Below are 17,567 nucleotides of genomic sequence, written 5' to 3' on the forward strand. Positions count from 1 at the left end.
CGCGTCCCGCTTGAACTCGGCCGTGTACCGCTTACCCATGTTGCTCTTGCTACTCACTACCTGTGACTGCTTCCTCCGGGACCATCCGTCCCAGTATCAAGCTGTCCGGCCGACAGGGGGAACCTCAGGCCGCCTTGGTGATATCCCAGGTGAACACCTGCGAGGGTGCGGTGGCGACCAGCTCGGGCACCGTCTTCGCCGGGTGGGTGGCCTGGCGGCGGCGTTCACCGGCCTGCCCCTTCTCGCGCAGGATCCGGTACATCGTGGAGACGGAGCAGTGGTAGCGCCCGGCATCCAGCTCGCGGGCCCAGATCTGCGCGGGCGGCAGCTCGGCGTACTCGCCCGAGTTCATCAGCTCCAGGACCGCCGCCCGCTCCTCGGGCGTGAGGGCCGAGGGCTGGACCTGCGGTTTCCTGGGCTTTCGCCCGGGCGGGGGCCGCAGCCGGCGGTAGTGGGTGGCCCGGGAGCGGCCGGTCAGCCGGCAGGCCGCCGTGACACCGAGCTTGCCCTCGACGCCGGTGAACGCGTCGTCGACCACCGGGTCGGCGGCAGCGTTCAGTCCGCGCCCTCGGAGATCATTTCCAAGAGCGCGGAAGCTTTTCCCATGACCTCCAGCGCGGCCTTGTTCCGGGCCAGTTCCTTCTGAAGCCGTTCCACCTGACGGCGCAGCTTCTCGTTCTCCGCCTCGGCAGCCGGCTTCTTCGGCCTCGCCGGGCTGGTGCGCTTGTCAACCAGCTTCTCCAGGGCCCCGGCATCCCGCGCGGCCCGCCATTCCTTGACGTGCGAGTGGTATAGGCGCTCGCGGCGCAGGACCGCGCCCTTCTCGTTCTTGGGCGCGGCGTCGTACTCGGCGACGATCCGCAGCTTGTACTCGGGACTGAACGTGCGGCGCTTCGGCCTGGGGGCCGGATCGGACTCGGCGGTGGTGCTGGTCATGAGGGGGTGATTCTCCTGTCGTGCCCTCTCAGGCTAACCCGACGAAGCGGAACGTCTCACCCAAGGCTGGCAGAGAGGGTCTGGACCGCGACCAGGTGGTGCCGACCGCCTGCGGCTTCGGCGGCCAGGGCACGCAGCTCCCCCACCGTGATCCCGCGCGGTGCTCGCTGCCCGGCCCCCGGGTGAGTGCTCGTCGTCGCGTCTCCTTCGCCGCCCCGGCCGGGGCGGTAGGGGCGCAGGAGCAGCGTGCAGCCGACCCCCTTGGACGCGGTCTGAACCGTGGCCGGTAGCGGACGTAGTCGAGTAGTCGAGGGGAATCTCGCCCCTCGTCCCTCACCTCGAGTGTGCAGGGGGCCGTGATCTTGGTGTGGGTGGCTCTACGCTGCTGCTTCCCAGGCGCGGACGACCGCCGCGATCTCCTACGGCGGGTTCTGCGTATCAGCGCTGGTCAGCGACCCACGGGAGCGACAGGAGAGCCCGCTTTCCCTCTCTGCCGGACACCCCGCAACCTCGTCACCTGAACCGACGCCGGGCGCGGGACCCATCCGTGCCCACGAACTGCTGAACTCAGGCGTCGTGGGCGCTCGCAAACGAAGCGGTCGGGACCACGAGTGATCCGACGGGCGGAATCCTCGCCCATTCGCCCCTGAGGCACCGTCACTTTCTTCATGTCGCGCCCATCATCGTGACCTGCGGCGATGCGAACAGAAGCGCCAGCCAGGAACCCAACCGGGCTAAATTCGCGCGCCCTTCTCACGTTGCGACGATCACACTCCGGGGTTTGCCTCGTACGAGGAGCGCAGCACAGGCACCGCGCAGACAAACCGTCAGGAAAGCTCCACCGAAGGAGAAGGAATGCGTCTCGCACACGTCGGTCCCCAGGTCGCCCTGATCACCGGCGCCCTCACTCTGTCCGCCCCCGCCGCCATGGCCGCCGCCTGGGAACCGGCCACCGGCGAGTCCACCGCCGACGTCAGCCTCAGCCCGCGGAAGGCATCTCCCGGCAGGACCGTCACCGTCACCACATCCGCCTGCGGCAAGGAGACCTACGGCAAGGGTGAGTCGGAGGCGGGCGGGAAGTTCCACCTCCTGGCGGGCGACCGGGAGGGTGTTCTGGTGGGCGAGTTCAAGGTGCCCGAGAATGCCACCCCCGGCACGGACACCGTGACCCTCAAGTGCCCGCCTCGCATCAAACAGACCGTCACGTACCAGATCGTCGATCGCCCCAAGGGCGGCGTCGACGCGGGACGCGGCTGGGCCGCCGGAGCCGGTGAACCGGACGACCGGAACTCCCGGCTCGCCCTGGGCGGGCTGCTGCTCGGCGGAGCCGTCGCCGGCGGAGTGGTCACATGGCGTCGACGCTCCACGGACACCCGGACAACTGCCTGAGCCTGTTATACAACCCTTGCGAGCTTTGACCTGGTATCAGGATCTTCGAGAACCATCGAGGCGGGCGGTTCGCCTGCTGAGCACGCGATGTGACGTCTCGCCGGCTCGTAGCGGTGTCGGGTGTGGGAAGCAGTGCAGGCATGGGCGCTGGTGATCATGTGGGTGTCAAATCCGTATGAGCACCGAGCGAGTCCATGCCTGCCCACCCGTCTTCCCCCATGCCCTCCCACCCTGGAACAGCTGGGGGACGTCTCTCGTCCCGTCGCGCTGGAAACCATCGCCGACCTGCGGACATACCTGAATGGCGTCCCCGATCGAGGCGCGCACCGTGGTGTCCATCGCCTTCCACGACTTCGACCCCGGCGCCCGGTAGGAGGTCGGCACCGCCGACAGCTTCGCCTGCACCCGGCCGTCCGACAACTGCCAGAACCGCGCGTTCGCCGTCCGCCGCCCCGGTCAGCACCTTGACCCGCTTCGCTGCCGGCTCCTCACGCCCCTTCGGCAGCTTCTGCCGGTCCGCGACAGCGAGCTCATCGTGCGACGGCGGCTTGCCGAGTATGTGGTCGTTGTCGTCGTCCGTGAACCATCCCTTGACGGTATCGACAATTCCCTTGCCGTCACCATCGCCGGATCCGGACGTCGCATACGCGACCTGAGGCAACGCGGTACGTGTCACCGCGGAAACCACCAGGCACACGATCAGCGTGGCAAACCTGTGCCTCACCGCAACCCTTTCCAACTCTCAGACATCATGAACGCGCCGCCCGAAAGACATCTGGCCTGCCGTCAGAGCAGGTCGGAGGAGAGCAGCGCCGCAGTTCCAATCACCCAGGCCACCACCTACCGCGCCGGGACGGATGATGAAGTGTCAATCCCCTCTTGCAGCGTGGAGACGATCTATACGGCCAGTCCCTCGGCGAGGGCGGCTCGGCAGTCACGTTCGTAGTCGATCGGGCTCTTGAACCCGCACACGCTGTGCAGCCGCCTGGCGTTGCAGAAGTCGGTGATCCAGGTGGCGATCCTGATCCGGGCCTCGGTGCGGGTGGCAAAGGTGCGCCGGTTGAGTGAGGCCACCAGCAGCTCGGCGTCGTGCCGGGCGCCCATCGCGTGGCCGAGCAGCCGACGGGAGAACAGATCGATCACTGTTGCCGAATAGTAGGACTCCGTTAGGTCAGTATTGATCTTGATGCTGCAGTTCTGGCAGGGAGAGGTTGGTGGCAGGTCGCGCAGGTGCCGGTCCAGCACCTCAGGATGTCCTGGATGGCGCCCAGGATCTGGTACAGGGTGAGCGCGGTCCAGGTGCTTTGGGGGCCAGACGCTGTTCGGGGAGGAAGGCGTGTGCGGCGTGACGAGGGCGACGTGGCGGTGCCAGCCGGGCCAGGAACAGCCTTCGAAGTGGTCCAGGCCCAGGCCGCGCTTGAGTTCGCGGTAGTCGTGCTCGATGCGCCAGCGGACCTCGGCCAGGCGGGCCAGGTCGGCGATCGGGGTGTCGGCGGGCAGGCTCGACAGCCAGCAGTCGGTGGGCGCCTCGGCGTGCTCGGGCCACTCGACCAGTAGCCAGCAGTCGGGCAGTACGCCGTCTCGTTCAGGGAGAGGCCGGTCGCCGGTGACAGGCCGGCAACCGGATGCGAGGTCCCAGCGCCAGAGCGAACTCTCAGCAGATATACACTCAGAGTGTATCTGCGGTGTATGGTCCTTGCATGAGTGTTCCTCTCACCCTGTTGGGGCTGCTGGAGCGGGAGCCGAGTCATGGCTACGACCTCAAGCGCGACTACGACGCTTTCTTCAATCGCGGCAAGCCGCTGCCGTACGGGCAGGTCTATACGACTCTGGGCCGGCTGGCGCGGGACGGAAAGGTCATCGCCGGCGAGGCGGAGCCCGGGGTCGGCCCCGAGCGCAAGCGCTACGTGATCACCGAGGCAGGGGCGACGGAGTTCGAGACGTGGCTCACCGAGCCGGTGGCCCCCGAACCCAATTTGCAGACCGTGCTGTTCACCAAAGTCGTGCTGGCCCTGATGCTCGGCCGGGACGCCCAGCAATATCTCGACACCCAGCGGGCCGCCCACCTGGAGCGGATGCACGAGCTGACGAAGCTGCGCCGCACCGGTCCGATCATCGACGCCCTGCTCGCCGACCATGGCCTGTTCCACCTTGAGGCCGACCTGCGATGGATCGAGCTGACCACGGCCCGGATGGATACGCTGGCAGCGGCGGTGCGCACATGAGCGCCCTCATCGAGGCCCGTGACCTCACCCTCTCCTTCGGCGAGACCCCCGCCCTGCGCGGCGCCAGCCTGGCCATCGAGGCCGGCGAGGTATTCGCCGTGATGGGCCCGAGCGGCTCAGGCAAGTCCACCCTGCTGCACTGCCTGGCCGGCATCCTCACCCCCGACTCGGGCGAGGTGCACTTCGACGGACGCCGCATCGACACCCTGAACGAGGCCGAGCGCAGCGCCCTGCGCCGCGACACCTTCGGCTTCGTCTTCCAGTTCGGCCAGCTCGTCCCCGAGTTGACCGCCGAGGAGAACGTCGCCCTGCCGCTGCTGTTCTCCGGCGTACGCCGGGCGGCCGCGCTCGCCGAGGCCCGGCCCTGGTTCACCCGGCTCGGGTTGGACGGCCTGGAGCGGCGCCGCTCAGGGGAGTTGTCGGGAGGGCAGGCGCAGCGGGTGGCGCTGGCCCGCGGTCTGGTGGCCCGGCCCAAGGTGCTGTTCGCTGACGAACCGACCGGGGCGCTGGACTCGCTGACCGGCGAGCAGGTGATGGACCTGATGGTGGACGCGGCCCACGAGGAGGGCACCACCGTCGTCCTGGTGACCCACGAGCCCCGGGTCGCCGCGCATGCCGACCGGGAGGCCATCGTCCGGGACGGCAGGGCCAGCCTGCTCACGACCGGACGGATCGCCTCGTGATCGCCTTCGCGCTCCGTCTCGCGGTCAGCGGCGGCCGGGAGGCGGTCGCCCGGCTGGCCATGATCGCCGCCGCGGTCGCCATCGGGGTCGGGCTGCTGCTGTCGACTTTCGCCAGCATGAACGCCGTCGAGCGGACGAACCAGCGACAGGTGTGGCTCGACACCGGCGCCGCGAGCCGTACCGAGCGGGCGGATGCTGATCCGGTGTGGTGGTGGCCGCACGGCGACTACTACGACGGCAAGTCCCTCACCGAGGTCGACGTCGCCGCAACCGGCCCGACCTCGCCCGTCCCACCCGGCCTCACGCACCTGCCGGCGCCCGGCGAGTACTACGCCTCTCCCGCACTGGCCAAGCTGATCCGCGACACCCCGGCCGACCAGTTGGGCGACCGCTTCCCCGGGCGGCTCACCGGCACGATCGGCGACGCCGCTCTGGCCTCCCCGGACTCGCTCATCGCCGTCATTGGCCGTACCCCCGCCGAACTCAAGGGCGCACCAGGGGCGAGAGTGGTCACCACCATCGCCAGTAGCCGGCCACCCATGTGCGACAACGAGTGCTGGGACAACGCCGTGCGCGGCGACGCGCTGACGCTCATCTCCTCCGTGGTGGCCGGGGCGCTGATCTTCCCTGTGCTGATCTTCATCGCCACGGCGACCCGCTTGTCCGCTGCCACGCGCGAGCAGCGGTACGCGGCGATGCGGCTGGCTGGGGCCGCTCCCCGGCAGGTGTCGGTGATCTCGGCGGTGGAGTCCGCACTGGCGGCGGTCGCCGGGACGGTGGTCGGCTTCGGGCTCTACGCCGCGCTGCGCCCGGTGGTCGCCACCATTCCGCTCACCGGGCAGCAGCGGTTCTTCCTCTCGGATCTGACGCTCAGCACCCCGCAGGCCCTCGGCGTCGCCGTCGGCGTGCCGGTGGCGGCGGCGATCGCGGCGCGCCTCGCACTGCGCCGCGTCACCATCTCCCCGCTCGGCGTGACCCGCCGGGTGACCCCGCGCCCGCCGCGCGCCTGGCGGCTGATCCCGCTGCTGGCGGGCCTGGCCGAGCTGGCGTACTTCGTCTTCGCCGGCCGCCGCCCGGCGACGGGGAACGGCCAGACGGCGGCCTACCTCCCGGGCTTCCTGGTGGTGATGCTGGGGCTGGTGATCGCCGGGCCGTGGCTGACCATGGTCGTCGCCCGGGCGGTGGCCCGGTACACCCGACGCCCGGCCGCCCTGATCGCGGTGCGCCGGCTCGCCGACGACCCGAAGGCCGGCTTCCGCGCGGTCAGCGGCCTCGTCCTGGCCCTGTTCGTGACCACCGCGACAGTCAGCATCATCGGCACTGTCAACGACTACCGCGGAACGCTGGGAGGCGACCGGCAGACCCGGACGGTGGTGGAGGTCGGCAGCGACGGCGAGGCGCCGCTGGCCGGGGCCGTCCCGGCACAGCTGCTCACCGAGGTGCGCGCGATCCAGGGCGTGCGGGGCGTGGCGGTCGTCCACGCCAACCCCGACGGCGTCGGCAAGGTGGTGCACCGGGGGGTCCACCCCGGTGATCCGCCCCTGGGCGCGCCGGCCCTGGTGACCTGCTCCGACCTGGCGCAGACTCCCATGGTGGGCCGCTGCCCGGCCGGGGCAAGTGTCGCGGCCGTCGACTTCTACACGTTCGTCAACCTGCAGTCGGACCCGAGCTTGCCGTGGCCCGCCGCCGAGATCAGCACCGCGGCCGTCGCGAAACTGCCCGTGCAACTGGTCTACGTGGCCACCGACGGGTCGACAGCCGCCATGGAACGCGTACGGACGGAGCTCACCACCGCCTACCCGCACCAGCAGGCCCGCACGGTGGGCGACTGGGGCACCAAATTGCAGCAACAGCTGGCCGGTTGGCGGCAACTGGCCAACGTGGTGCTGCTGACCACCCTGCCGATCGCAGGCTGCAGTCTGGCGGTGAGCGTGGTTGCGGGCCTGTCGGATCGCCGACGCCCGTTCGCGTTGCTGCGGCTCACCGGCGCGCCGCTGCGGTTGCTGCAGCGGGTCATCGGCCTGGAGAGCACACTGCCGCTGCTGGCAGTGGCCGCGATCTCGATCGGTACGGCCTTCGCCGCCTCGGCCCTGTTCCTGAAATCGCAGATGCACTACGACCTGGTGTCGCCGGACGTGGCGTACTTCGCGCTCGTCGCCCTCGGCCTCGTCGCCTCGCTGGGCATCATCGCCTCGACCCTCCCCCTGCTCAAACGCATCACCGGCCCAGACGCCGCCCGCAACGGCTGACACGCCAACTCGCCGCTACGGCCCCGGACATCCTTCCCATCGGCGTCCGGGGCTGATGGAGCTCTTCGCAACACGACAACGGTTGTCTCTGCACCCACAGCCAAGAGCCTTGACGATGTACAACGCTTCGGACCATCCGTCTCGGCGCCGGGAACCCCGGCCCGACCAAGGCAGTGTCCGGCGGTGAACATCCTCGAAGAGGTCTTCCTTCCGAGCGCCCGCCATGTTCAGGAGGAGCGACAGCGACTGGAGTGGATGCGCGACGACGAGGGCGAGGGCGACCCCTACCGCGGGCCGATCGACCTCGACAGCGGCATCGTCCGCATGAGGATCAGCCCGAAAACAGCCGCCCAGGCGAAGCGACGTCGAGGACCTGACGCGAGGCCATGGCGATGCCGCCCCACACCCAGTGCCACAGGCTGCGAGACCGCTTCCGGCCAAGAAACCCAGACTCGGGAGGATTCATGACCGTCACGGCGTCCAACAGCCGAACACCAATGACCCGCCGTCGCATGCTCGGGGCAGCGCTGACCGCTGGGATCGGGACTGCCGTGCCGCTCGGCGTCGCACCCCGCGCGTGGGCGGCTCCGACCGCCTCCGGTCCGGCGCAACTCACGCTGCCTCCGCCCACCGGGCCTCACCCGGTGGGCATGGTGCCGCTCCACCTCGTCGACACCTCACGTCCGGATCCCGTGGCCGGCCCGGGGCATCATCGCGAGTTGATGGCCAGCGTCTGGTATCCCGCCCGTAGGGCGGAGGGCCTGCCGCGTGCCCCCTGGATGACCGAGGGCGCGCTGCGGGCGTTCCTGACGGACGCCGGCTTCGTCCTCGACCCCGCCCTCGGCCCGCTCACCGCAGGGCACGTGGGCGCGCCCGTGCACCGCATGGGCCGTCGCCTGCCCGCCATCGTGTACTCGCACGGCGCGGGCAGCCACCGCGGCGACCACACCATCATGGTCCAGGAACTCGCCAGCCACGGCTACGCCGTGGTCACCGTCGACCACACCTACGACACATTCACCGAGTTCCCCGACGGCCGGGTGATCACCCCGGGCGACGTCCCGATGTTCCCGAAGGACTTCGCCACGGACCTCCGGTTCCTGCTCGACTGCGTGGAGGAGCTCGCCACCGGCCGCAACCCCGACGTCGACGGAACAACACTGCCTCAGGGCCTGCTCGGCGCCCTCGACCTGCGGTGCATCGGCGCCTTCGGATGGTCGAAGGGCGGCACCGCCACCGCGCTCACCCTGCTCGCCGACCGGCGCGTCCGAGCCGGGCTCAGCATCGACGGCCCGATGTAGCCGACCATCACCGCCGACCTGGACCGGCCGTTCATGATGATGACCGCCGTATTCACCCGGGCCGCCATGCCGGACGTCGCCGAGTTCTGGACGCACCTTCGCGGCTGGCGGCTCGACATCCAGGCCGATGGGGCCGTCCACAACTCATACGGCGACAACGCAACGCTGATCCCGCAGGCAGGCAAGATCCTCGGCATGACCGACCAGCAGATCCAGGACTGGATCGGCACCCTCGACCCGGCCCGGTCGGTACGGATCCAACAGGCCTACCCACTCGCCTTCTTCGACCTGCACCTACGACACCGCCGAGGGCATCTGCTCGACGGTCCGAGCGCGGCCTTCCCGGAGGTGAGGTTCCTTCCATGAAGCCGTGGACCGCGGCGCTCACGTCCCGCGCCGCGGTCCGTGCGCGCCGGTGGCGAAGAGCCGCGGTGAGAACCTTGCTGCCCCGTCGAGCAGAACGCCAGCCGGAAACCTTTCCAGCAGATCTCTCCGGTCAGCTCCGACAGCCCCAGCTCGGCACGTGGGCGCGGGGACTCGGCCCATACTCCTCCGTCCAGCAGCCGACCCGCGGCCTTTTTGCCCACACGCCGCATCTCGATACGGTGACCAGCGTCGTTCACCGGCTCGCCGGTCAGGACGGAACCTTGCTCGGGCCCGTTGAGAGCGGCGAGAGCGCCGGAAGGCGCCCACACACACCACTGCTGGAAAAGAGCCACACGTCAGCCGCGACACACTGATCACGCATGGACCGTGCCCATCGCGGATCCATGGGCCTGGCCCGGGGGCCGGACTCGCCGCCGACGATCACCCGGTCCGGGCCGCCGGCCGGCCACGGACGGATGTCCAGCGCACCCAGCAGAGGCTCGCAACCGGCAAAGCCCACCGCAGCCGGGGTCTCGGCCAGGAGCGGCAGGCGCACCTTCGCCCACCGCTGGCTCTCTGCCGGCACCCCCCAGCCACGCGTTCGGCAGCACAGCCGGCATACACGGTGCCTCAGGTACGTCCTCGTGATCGCACCGACCGCGCTCCGCCGCCGCCTCGATCCAGGCGACACACTGATCCCGATCGCCCCACCGGTGCACCCAACCACGCGTCCGGCCGGGACGCTTGGTGAGAATTTGGTAGGTGTGCAGCCCTGGAACCGGCCCCTCCACGATGCCTGCCGGCATCCACCCAATGTCCCGGCCGCCCATCCGACGACGTCCAGAACATCGTCGTCCACACTGCCGCGACGAACTCGTCAGGCACCGCGTCATGCCACAAGTCCGACCTGCTGTTGAGGAACACCCGCTTGGGCTTCCGCCAGCGCAGCGGCAGTCCCAGCCGGTCCGGCCACAGCGCAAGGTCGGGCTCTGCGCACGGGCGTCGGCGATGATTGGGGCCAGTTCCCCGTCGTGCCAGGCAGCCGCGCGCCGGACCACCTCGTCGTGCAGCAGCGGGAGGTGCGCGGTCAGGGCGGAGACGGCGTCGAAGACACCGTCGAGGGCGATGACGGCTGCGAGGCGCCGCTCATCGGCTGCCGCGCGAGGCGCCAGGTAGCCGCCGAGGCTGACGCCGAGCAGCGCGATGAGTGCCGGGTCGACGCCCGGGTACGGGGCGAGGAAGTCCAGGACGGGGCCGACCACGTTCTCCCGGTCCGGCCGAAAGATCAGCCCGTTCCGATGGATGGCCGCGGGCTGCCCGGGGCCGTCGAAGGTCAGGACGTGGCACCTGCGTTCCTGTCCACCGACGGCGCCGAAGAACTGCAGTGGTTCGGCAGCGCCGTCGAATCCGTTGTCCATCACCAGCGTCGGCTTCGGGCCCTCGCCTGCCGCCCGGTAGAAGTAGCCGTGCAATACGGCGTCCTCATAGGGCATCTCCACGGGAGTGATACCCCAGAGGTGGGCGACGGCATCACGGAAGCAGGCGACACCACGCTGGTAGGCGTGGCCGATGCGTCGGCCGTGGGGGTGCCATGGAGGAAGAACTCGGCCGCCCGGTAGTAGGTAGAAGCCCGCAGCAGCCCGTCCCGCGCGCTGACGGGGTGGCTTGCGCGAGCTTCGGGCTCCAGACGCTCGGCGGTGGGCAGCCAGGCGTCGTGCCGGCCGTCGTAGTAGCCGGAGGTGACCTGGGAGGCGGTTGCGACGATTTCACCGACGTCCGAGCCTCCGTGGACGGCCAGGCCGAGATTACGCAGGGTCTCGAACCAGAACTGCTGATCGTCCTGGAACATCAGCTGCTGCATCACATCTCCGTCTCAACGAGAGCCCGGAAGGTGCGCGGGGGTCGACCGGTGAGGCGCTGGACAGTGTCGGTGATGCGGTCCTCCGCCCCTTGGGCGATGGCACGGTCCATGTCGGCCAGTATTGCGGCGAACTCCACCGGCACCTGCGTCGTGAGGCGATCGCGCATCTGCTCGTAGGGCAGACGGCGGTGGACCACGGGCCGACCGGTGACCTCAGTGATGATCGCGGCGACGTCGTCGTAGCCGAGTGCCTCGGGTCCGGTGAGGACGAGATCGGTGTTGGGGGCTTGCTCGTCGGTCAGAGAACGCACGGCGACGGCCGCGATGTCCTCGGCGTCGACGAAGCCGACCTGGCCGCTCGCGGTGGCGGTCCAGATGATGCCCTCGTCGCGGATGCTGCGGGCGTGCACGTGCGTGCCGGTGAAGTTCTGCATGAACCACGAGGGCCGCAGTACCGCCCACTGTTCGAACAGATCGGGCAGGGCCTGGTGCACTGTTCCCACCGCCGGGCCGCCCTCGGGGATGGCCGAGGAACTCAGGAGCACCGCGCGGTGCACGCCGGCCATGCGGGCCTGCTCGAGGAAGGGCAGCATGGTCGCCGCGGGGTCGGAGTCGCCCAGGGGCGGTATGAGGTAGACGCGGTCGACGCCGTCGAGGGCGGCCGCGTGGGTGGCGGGATCGTACCAGTCGAAGGGGACCGGCTCGGCCCCGGCGACCGGGGTGGCCCGGCGGCTGGCGGCTTTGACGCGGTGCCCCGCGGCCATCAGCTGTGCGGCGGTGCGGCTTCCGGTGGTGCCGGTGGCACCGATGACCAGAGTGGTGCTGGCGGTGGTCATCGGCTGCTCCCGGAGAAGTCGGCGCCGGGCGCTTGGACGGCGAGGGGGTTCCAGTAGTCGCGGTAGGAGGACACGTGCCCGTCTCGAACGGTCACGACGGCGATGTAGGTCATGTCGAAGGGAGCGTCGCTCTCCACCAGGCGGCCGACGCCGCGCATCTCGACCACGATGGTCGCCGGATCGGTGGTCTGGTGGATCCGCAGGTCGGGGAAGTCGTGCAGGTCGATGTGGTCGGGGTAGTGGCGCATGTAGGTGGCGACGGCTTCCTTGCCCTCCAGACGCCGGGGCCAGCCGTCGGGGGCGAAGGGGAACTCCATGAGGCCGTCCTCGGCCCACAGGGCGACCCACGCGGGAATGTTCTTGTCGAGCAGGAGTCGCAGGCTGTGGCGGTACAGATCCGCCGGGGAGGTCGGTGCGGACATGGGTATCCTCCAGTCACAGAATCCGGACCCTGGGTCCGCTTCAACGATATGGACCACGGGTCCGTTTTGCAAAGGGAAGGAGCGGCATGCCCGAACGCCAGTCGTCTCGCAAGGACGCCATCCGCAACCGGGAGGCCGTGCTCGCGGCCGCCGATGCCCTCTTCACTCGCCGTGAGAGTCCCGAGGACGTCACCATGGCCGACGTCGCGGCTGCGGCCGGCGTCGGCAAGGGCACGCTCTTCCGGGCCTTCGGCGACCGCGCCGGGCTGCTCCGCGCGCTGTACGAGGCACGGCTCGAACCGATCAGGCAGGCCGTCGAGAGCGGCCCACCACCCCTGGGACCCGCGGCCCCACCGCACGATCGCGTACCCGCCCTGCTGGATGCCGTCCTGTGCTTCAAACTCGACAACCGGCGCCTCGCGCTGGCCCTGGAGGAAGGCGGGAGCAGCAGCCCGTACCGGGCGGAACACTACGAGCGGTGGCACAGCCTGCTCCGAGCCGTACTGGAGCAGATCCCCGGCCCGACCGACAGCGACTTCACCGCCCACGCCCTGCTCGCCGCCACACGAGCCGACCTCATCGAACACCTGGCCGAAGAGGAACGCATGCCACGCGAAAGTATGCGGGCACACTTGGCGAACTTCGCCACCAGAGTCCTGACCTCCGACCCACTGCAAGGACTGACCACCGAGGAGTGATCAACGATCGGACCAGCCCTTGATCAGCAGCGCCTCTCACAGACGGCTCTTTGCCCGAGCAAGGGATCTGTACGGTGAGTGGTGTGACTCCCGCACTGGAAGCGACAGTTGGCGGCTGACGTGACGAGTGACACCGAGGCCGGGAAGGCCGCTGTGAGTGGGACGGGCGCCGTGGATGACGTCCGGCAGCCCCCGCCGCGTTCACCCTTGACCGCCTTCCTGGGTACAGCTACCGCGCTTCGGCACAAAGGCAGCACATGCAGCTGCTCACCTTGGGCCGGGACTGCGACGCTGGCCGCCGAGCCCTGGGGGCCCTGTTTGTCCAGTCAGCAGGTCCTGCGGTAGGGGACGTCGGGGATGTGGGCTTTCCATTCCTGCTCGGTGAGGGAACCGCTCTTGGTACAGAGTTTCCGGATCAACTTCGCAGGCGTTGCGGCGTGTGTGAGGAATCTGCCGTCCTGGTCCACGCTGGTCAGCGTCGAACCGTCGGGTGCGAAGGTGACCGCGACGACCGAGCCGAAGGGGTCCCGGGTGCCCGTGAACGGAGGGCCGAGCTGACTGTGGGTGCGGCTGTCCCACACCATGATCTGTGCCTGCTCGCCCGGGTCCTTGTGCACCGTGGCGAACAAGCTGCCGTCGGGCGAGACGGCGACGGTATGGCCGAACTGGGTGGACACCGCCCCGGTGCGCAGGTCTTCCCCTGTGGGCAGCAGGGTTTGGGCGTCCAAGGTCCTGAGGTACGGCTGGAATCCCTGCGGATAGGAGTAGACCGTTGAGCCGTCGTCGCTGATGGCGTTCATCTGCAGGTTCCCGGCGCTCTTGGTTATGATGCGGCCGGACGGGAACGCGACCCGCCCGAAGTTGGGCGCGGCGATCACGGACGTGCCGCTGGGGTCGAAGAGGACAGCTGATCCGTTGCCGTCGTAACCGAGCTTCGCGCGTATGTCCCGGATCCGGTGCATTGTGGTCAGGTCCCAGAACCTGAGCGTGTTGGTCCCGTCGGGCATCACCACCTGCGCAGCGAACGACCGGTTGTCGGGTGAGAAGGCGAATTCCTGCATCGCCCCGCTGCGCTGTTTCCAGTCGAGGGGAGTGGAGAGAGTGCCGAGCTTTTTCTTCTCGGCCAAGTCCCAGATCTCGACTTCGGGGATGCTGCTCTGGACGGCGAGGAGGCGTCCGTCGGGGCTGAGGGTGGGGTTGCCCGCCGTCGGGCCTGGACTGGGGATGGTGGCCCGTTTGGTGTGTGTCAGTGGGGACCAGATCTCGATGTTGCTGCTGTTGAGGAGCGCAAGGGTGCGCCGGTCGGCGCTGACCGCGCCCTCCGTGTAGAACTTGCCTGTGCCCTTGGGCGCTTTGGTGACTGTGGTGATGTCGAGTGAACGGACGGCACCGTCGATTCCGACGCATCGCAGCTCGGAGTCGTCGGCTGTGAAGAGCGTGCCGTTGTCACTGAAGCACTCGCTGTCGGTGGTCGAGTAGTGCATGAGGGGCTTCGTCTGGCCCAGGAAGGCCGTTTCCCAGATGACACCGCCTTGGGCGAGGTACCGGCTGTCCCGGCTGAAGCGGAGGGGATACAGCGCGGGGTCGTCGCCCCCGGTGAGCTCTGTTTCCCAGAAGCCCTCTGCACGGTGGTACACGCGGACCTTCTCGCCCTTTACGCTCAGGGCGACCAGTTTGCCGTCCGGGCTGAAGACGACTGGGCCGGGAAAATCCTTGGTGCTCAGCTTGAGGTCGGGAACGGGGATCTTCTTCTTCGTCCGGGTGTCGTACCAAGTGAACGGCTGCCCCTTGCCGTTGGGGTAAGGGAGGGAGAGTGTGCGTTCGTCCGGTGAGAACGAGGTGTTCCAGACGGGAAAGCTGCCTCCGGTCGTGGTGATGATCTTCTTGGCCGTGCGGGTGTCCCAGATCGCCATGGTGGGCTCCGTGTCGGCGTCGACTCCCTCGGTCCGCAGATAGGTGCCGTGAGGGCTGAGCGCCACTCTCGGCTGGTGCACGTCTCTGCCGCTGGGGTAGGTGTGCGTGCCGAGGGGGCGCGCGTTGGTGGCATCGAGCAGGCGGGTCTTGCCGTCCTCGGTGCTCACGGCGGCCGTCCTGCCGTCGGCGGACAGCGTGACGTAGCGAACCTTGGACCGGGCGTTGTAGTGGCCGGTTTGTCGGCGGGTATCGACGTTCCAGATCCCGACGCGGGTGTCACCGGCGGCGATGAGGGTGTGCCCGGTCTCGTCGAGGGCGGAGGTCGACACGACGTAGCCGGGAAGCCTGAGGACCTCGTCTTCCTGCTGGTTGCTCAGAGTGAACAGTGCGGACAGCGACTCGGGGGTATCGCCGAGGCGGGCGGAGGCCACCGCCAGTCGGCGGGCGAGCTGGGGGTCGGTGCGGCGGAGCGACTCGGCGGTGCCGGCCACCTGCGCGGAGGCCGCGCGGTCGCGCTGACCGACGACGGTCTGTCGCTGTTGGAGGGCGACGCCGGCGGCGATCAGGGCGAGGGCCAGTGCAGCGGTGAGGAAGACGTTGATGCGTTTGGTGCGGCGCAACTGTGAGCGCTGATGCTGCCGGCTGGTCTCCAGCAGCACGGTGATTTCCTCCGGGAGCGGTCGCTGATCCGCCCATTCCTCTCCCTCCGCGAGGAGGGAGCCGTTCAGCAGGTCTCCGGGAAGCCCGCTCTGCGCATGGCTGGCCTGCTGGTCGGTGGCGCGCTGCAGCCAGACGTGGAACTGCCGGTCCTCGGCCACCCAGTCACGCAGGTCGGCCCAGCCGCGAATCAGCGCGTCGTGGATGAGTTCCGCCGCCGGCTCCCCGGGGGGCTCGCCGACGGCTGTGGTGGCACCATCGGTGGTGATGATGCGGTAGCGGGTGAGCGCCGCGATGGCCTCGTCGAAGGCGCCGTCGGTGTCGGAGCCGGGGCCTCTCGGGTCGGCGGCCAGGGCGCGCAAGCGTATGAAGGGGACTCGCCGGCGGGTGGCAGGGATGCCGCCGGCCTCGTCGGCGGGCCGCACCAGTGCGGTGAGGATCCGGCGGGCGGTGGGCTGTTGGTCCGCGGGCAGTTGACCGAGGGCGTGGTTGCACAAGTGCGAAAGGCTGCCCGGGACCTTGCCCATCTGCTCGTAGGCCTCGTGGGTGAGGCGGCCGTCGTTGTCGCGACGCAGCCACAGCTGACGCAAAGTCAGTTGCAGAGGTGGGAGCAGCGTGACCGGCGCCTGCCGTGCCACCGGGTCGATGTCCAGGATGTCGTCGACGATCCGGTCAGCGAGGTCGGGCGCGAGAGGCAGACCGACGGCGGCGGCAGGCCGCGTGATGATCTCTTGCAGGTCGCGGCGGTTCAGCGTCTCGGGGACGTTGCACAGTCCGGGCAGGGCAACATCCATCAGGTGGGGGGCGAGGGTGCTGAGGGGAGCGTAGAAGTCATTGCGCATGACCAGGAGCACGGTCACGGCGGTATGGGACCTGATCAGCTCCACGAGCTGGTCGATGGCTCGCAGACGCCGGCCCTCGGAGTGTGTCTGCGAAGAGCCGGCCGGCTGGGTGAGGAGTTCCTCGAACTGGTCTATGACCAGGAGCAGATGGTCGTGGTCCGGCTCGCCGTCGAGGCGGGCCCGCGCCGCGCTCGCCAGGCCATCGGCCACCGTGCCGGGCAGTCCGGAGTCCTCCAGCTCGGTGAGGAGGTCCTGGCCGGGGTGGGCACGCAGGGCCAGCCAGCGGTCGCTGCCTGGAATGTCCCCCTTGGCCAGGGCGGGCAGCACGCCCGCGTTGACCAGTGAGGACTTTCCCGCCCCTGAGGGGCCGAGCAGCATCAGCAGCCGGTTTCCCCTCAGCGTCGCAAGTACGCGCTCCACTGCGACCTCGCGGCCGTGGAACCAATCGGCCTGCTTGTCGGTGAACGGCTCCAGCCCCAGATACGGACATGCCGTGTCCTCGGTCAACTCGGGCCGGATGTCCCGCAGTACCCCGGCCGGGGTGGCGTAGGCGGTGCCGAGCCCTTTCAGATACTGGTCAGGGGAGGCGATGGAGGTGACCATGCCGATCGTCAGCCCGGTCAACTCGTCCACGACCGGTCCGCCGCTGAATCCGGTGGTGAGGTCGTTGGCCTTCGTCAGCTGGAGCAGCCGTCCCGTGGCACGGCCCCCGGGCAGCAGGCCGCCTGCCTCTCCGTACCCGAAGCGGCCGCCCGGCGGCGCCTGGGAGGGAAATCCGTACGAGAAGACCCGGTGTCCGCGGGAACCCGCGCTCGCGCCCACGGGCATGCCCTGGGCCCCGGACGGCACTGACTGGAGGCGGAGGACGGCGACGTCCTGTGCCTCCGGCGCCCGCCATTGCTCGGCGACCACCGCCGCCATGACCCGCGGTGTGTCCGGCAGGCGGGGAAAGAGCACCTCCACCTGCCCTCCGGGGTGCTGCCTCGCGGCATCGACGACATGCGCGCAGGTGAAGCCAGTCCTGTCCTCGGTCAGGAAGCCCGCCCCGGCGATGCCGCCGTCCGGCGCGAGAACCTGGAAGACACCGCTGTGGACGGCTGGTTCACCTGAGCCGGCAAGGCTGTTCACGTCCCCCCGGGAGGTCATCAGGCGGCCGCTTCGGCCCGGCGCCGAATCGCCCCCCGCTTC

General features: G+C 69.4%; 17 protein-coding genes and 1 pseudogene. 9 read left to right on the forward strand and 9 right to left on the reverse strand.

The window, feature by feature from the left end; translation table 11 throughout:
- Window positions 1–124: 124 nt before the first annotated feature.
- Both JS756_RS30460 and JS756_RS30465 read right to left on the reverse strand, forming a co-directional pair.
- The gene (locus JS756_RS30460) at window positions 125–538 is read right to left on the reverse strand and encodes a helix-turn-helix domain-containing protein (RefSeq protein ID WP_205386490.1); all 414 of its coding nucleotides are present in this window, start codon (window positions 536–538) and stop codon (window positions 125–127) included.
- A 17-nt stretch (window positions 539–555) separates the two neighbouring features.
- Complete coding sequence (locus JS756_RS30465) at window positions 556–936, reverse strand: hypothetical protein (protein WP_205386491.1); 381 nt, start codon at window positions 934–936, stop codon at window positions 556–558.
- Window positions 937–1,791: 855 nt separating this feature from the next.
- On the opposite strand from JS756_RS30465, the gene JS756_RS30470 reads away from it, so the two are divergent.
- On the forward strand, window positions 1,792–2,325 hold the full coding sequence (locus JS756_RS30470; protein ID WP_205386492.1) for a sortase: 534 nt from the start codon (window positions 1,792–1,794) through the stop codon (window positions 2,323–2,325).
- 897 nt (window positions 2,326–3,222) lie between these two features.
- On the opposite strand, the gene JS756_RS30475 is transcribed toward JS756_RS30470, so the two are convergent.
- Both JS756_RS30475 and JS756_RS30480 read right to left on the reverse strand, forming a co-directional pair.
- Window positions 3,223–3,468 (reverse strand): hypothetical protein, encoded by a 246-nt coding sequence (locus tag JS756_RS30475; RefSeq protein WP_240204602.1) that lies wholly within the window; start codon window positions 3,466–3,468, stop codon window positions 3,223–3,225.
- A gap of 103 nt (window positions 3,469–3,571) precedes the next feature.
- A pseudogene (locus tag JS756_RS30480) lies at window positions 3,572–3,906 on the reverse strand (IS701 family transposase); the annotation flags it as partial.
- A gap of 119 nt (window positions 3,907–4,025) precedes the next feature.
- Here JS756_RS30480 and JS756_RS30485 point away from each other — a divergent pair.
- The 6 genes from JS756_RS30485 to JS756_RS37150 all read left to right on the forward strand — a co-directional run bounded on the left by JS756_RS30485 (window position 4,026) and on the right by JS756_RS37150 (window position 9,149).
- Entirely contained in the window at window positions 4,026–4,550 is a 525-nt protein-coding gene (locus tag JS756_RS30485) for a PadR family transcriptional regulator (protein WP_205386493.1), read from the forward strand.
- Window positions 4,547–5,233 carry an ABC transporter ATP-binding protein gene (locus tag JS756_RS30490; protein WP_205386494.1) on the forward strand — a complete coding sequence of 229 codons (687 nt, stop codon included), beginning with the start codon at window positions 4,547–4,549 and terminating at the stop codon, window positions 5,231–5,233. Before JS756_RS30485 ends, JS756_RS30490 begins: the two co-directional genes overlap by 4 nt.
- On the forward strand, window positions 5,230–7,482 hold the full coding sequence (locus tag JS756_RS30495; RefSeq protein ID WP_205386495.1) for an FtsX-like permease family protein: 2,253 nt from the start codon (window positions 5,230–5,232) through the stop codon (window positions 7,480–7,482). Before JS756_RS30490 ends, JS756_RS30495 begins: the two co-directional genes overlap by 4 nt.
- Window positions 7,483–7,665: 183 nt before the next feature.
- Window positions 7,666–7,950 carry a DUF6191 domain-containing protein gene (locus JS756_RS37895; protein ID WP_307791241.1) on the forward strand — a complete coding sequence of 95 codons (285 nt, stop codon included), beginning with the start codon at window positions 7,666–7,668 and terminating at the stop codon, window positions 7,948–7,950.
- Between the two features lie 44 nt (window positions 7,951–7,994).
- Complete coding sequence (locus tag JS756_RS37145; protein ID WP_275892753.1) at window positions 7,995–8,783, forward strand: alpha/beta hydrolase; 789 nt, start codon at window positions 7,995–7,997, stop codon at window positions 8,781–8,783.
- A 33-nt stretch (window positions 8,784–8,816) separates the two neighbouring features.
- Complete coding sequence (locus tag JS756_RS37150; protein ID WP_240204604.1) at window positions 8,817–9,149, forward strand: hypothetical protein; 333 nt, start codon at window positions 8,817–8,819, stop codon at window positions 9,147–9,149.
- A 268-nt stretch (window positions 9,150–9,417) separates the two neighbouring features.
- On the opposite strand, the gene JS756_RS30505 is transcribed toward JS756_RS37150, so the two are convergent.
- Together JS756_RS30505 and JS756_RS38115 are read right to left on the reverse strand one after the other, a co-directional pair.
- Window positions 9,418–9,876 (reverse strand): DUF5131 family protein, encoded by a 459-nt coding sequence (locus tag JS756_RS30505; RefSeq protein ID WP_368861123.1) that lies wholly within the window; start codon window positions 9,874–9,876, stop codon window positions 9,418–9,420.
- Entirely contained in the window at window positions 9,780–10,187 is a 408-nt protein-coding gene (locus tag JS756_RS38115; protein ID WP_368861124.1) for a DUF5131 family protein, read from the reverse strand. Before JS756_RS38115 ends, JS756_RS30505 begins: the two co-directional genes overlap by 97 nt.
- Before the next feature lie 26 nt (window positions 10,188–10,213).
- Here JS756_RS38115 and JS756_RS30510 point away from each other — a divergent pair, with 26 nt between their 5' ends.
- Window positions 10,214–10,768 (forward strand): hypothetical protein, encoded by a 555-nt coding sequence (locus JS756_RS30510; RefSeq protein ID WP_205386497.1) that lies wholly within the window; start codon window positions 10,214–10,216, stop codon window positions 10,766–10,768.
- Window positions 10,769–11,009: 241 nt separating this feature from the next.
- Here JS756_RS30510 and JS756_RS30515 read toward each other — a convergent pair whose 3' ends face one another.
- Window positions 11,010–11,846, reverse strand: coding sequence for an NmrA family NAD(P)-binding protein (locus JS756_RS30515; RefSeq protein ID WP_205386498.1), 837 nt, complete (start codon window positions 11,844–11,846; stop codon window positions 11,010–11,012).
- A complete protein-coding gene (locus JS756_RS30520; protein WP_205386499.1) occupies window positions 11,843–12,268 on the reverse strand; it encodes a nuclear transport factor 2 family protein in 426 nt (141 codons plus the stop codon). The genes JS756_RS30515 and JS756_RS30520 overlap by 4 nt, the downstream gene beginning before the upstream one ends.
- 86 nt (window positions 12,269–12,354) lie before the next feature.
- Between JS756_RS30520 and JS756_RS30525 the strand changes: the two genes are divergently transcribed.
- On the forward strand, window positions 12,355–12,966 hold the full coding sequence (locus JS756_RS30525) for a TetR/AcrR family transcriptional regulator (RefSeq protein WP_205386500.1): 612 nt from the start codon (window positions 12,355–12,357) through the stop codon (window positions 12,964–12,966).
- A 326-nt stretch (window positions 12,967–13,292) separates the two neighbouring features.
- Here the strand turns inward: JS756_RS30525 and JS756_RS30530 are convergent, their stop codons facing one another.
- Entirely contained in the window at window positions 13,293–17,507 is a 4,215-nt protein-coding gene (locus tag JS756_RS30530) for an nSTAND1 domain-containing NTPase (RefSeq protein ID WP_205386501.1), read from the reverse strand.
- Window positions 17,508–17,567: the final 60 nt, after the last annotated feature.

This window comes from Streptomyces actuosus, assembly GCF_016921115.1.
Classification (GTDB): Bacteria; Actinomycetota; Actinomycetes; order Streptomycetales; family Streptomycetaceae; genus Streptomyces; species Streptomyces actuosus_A.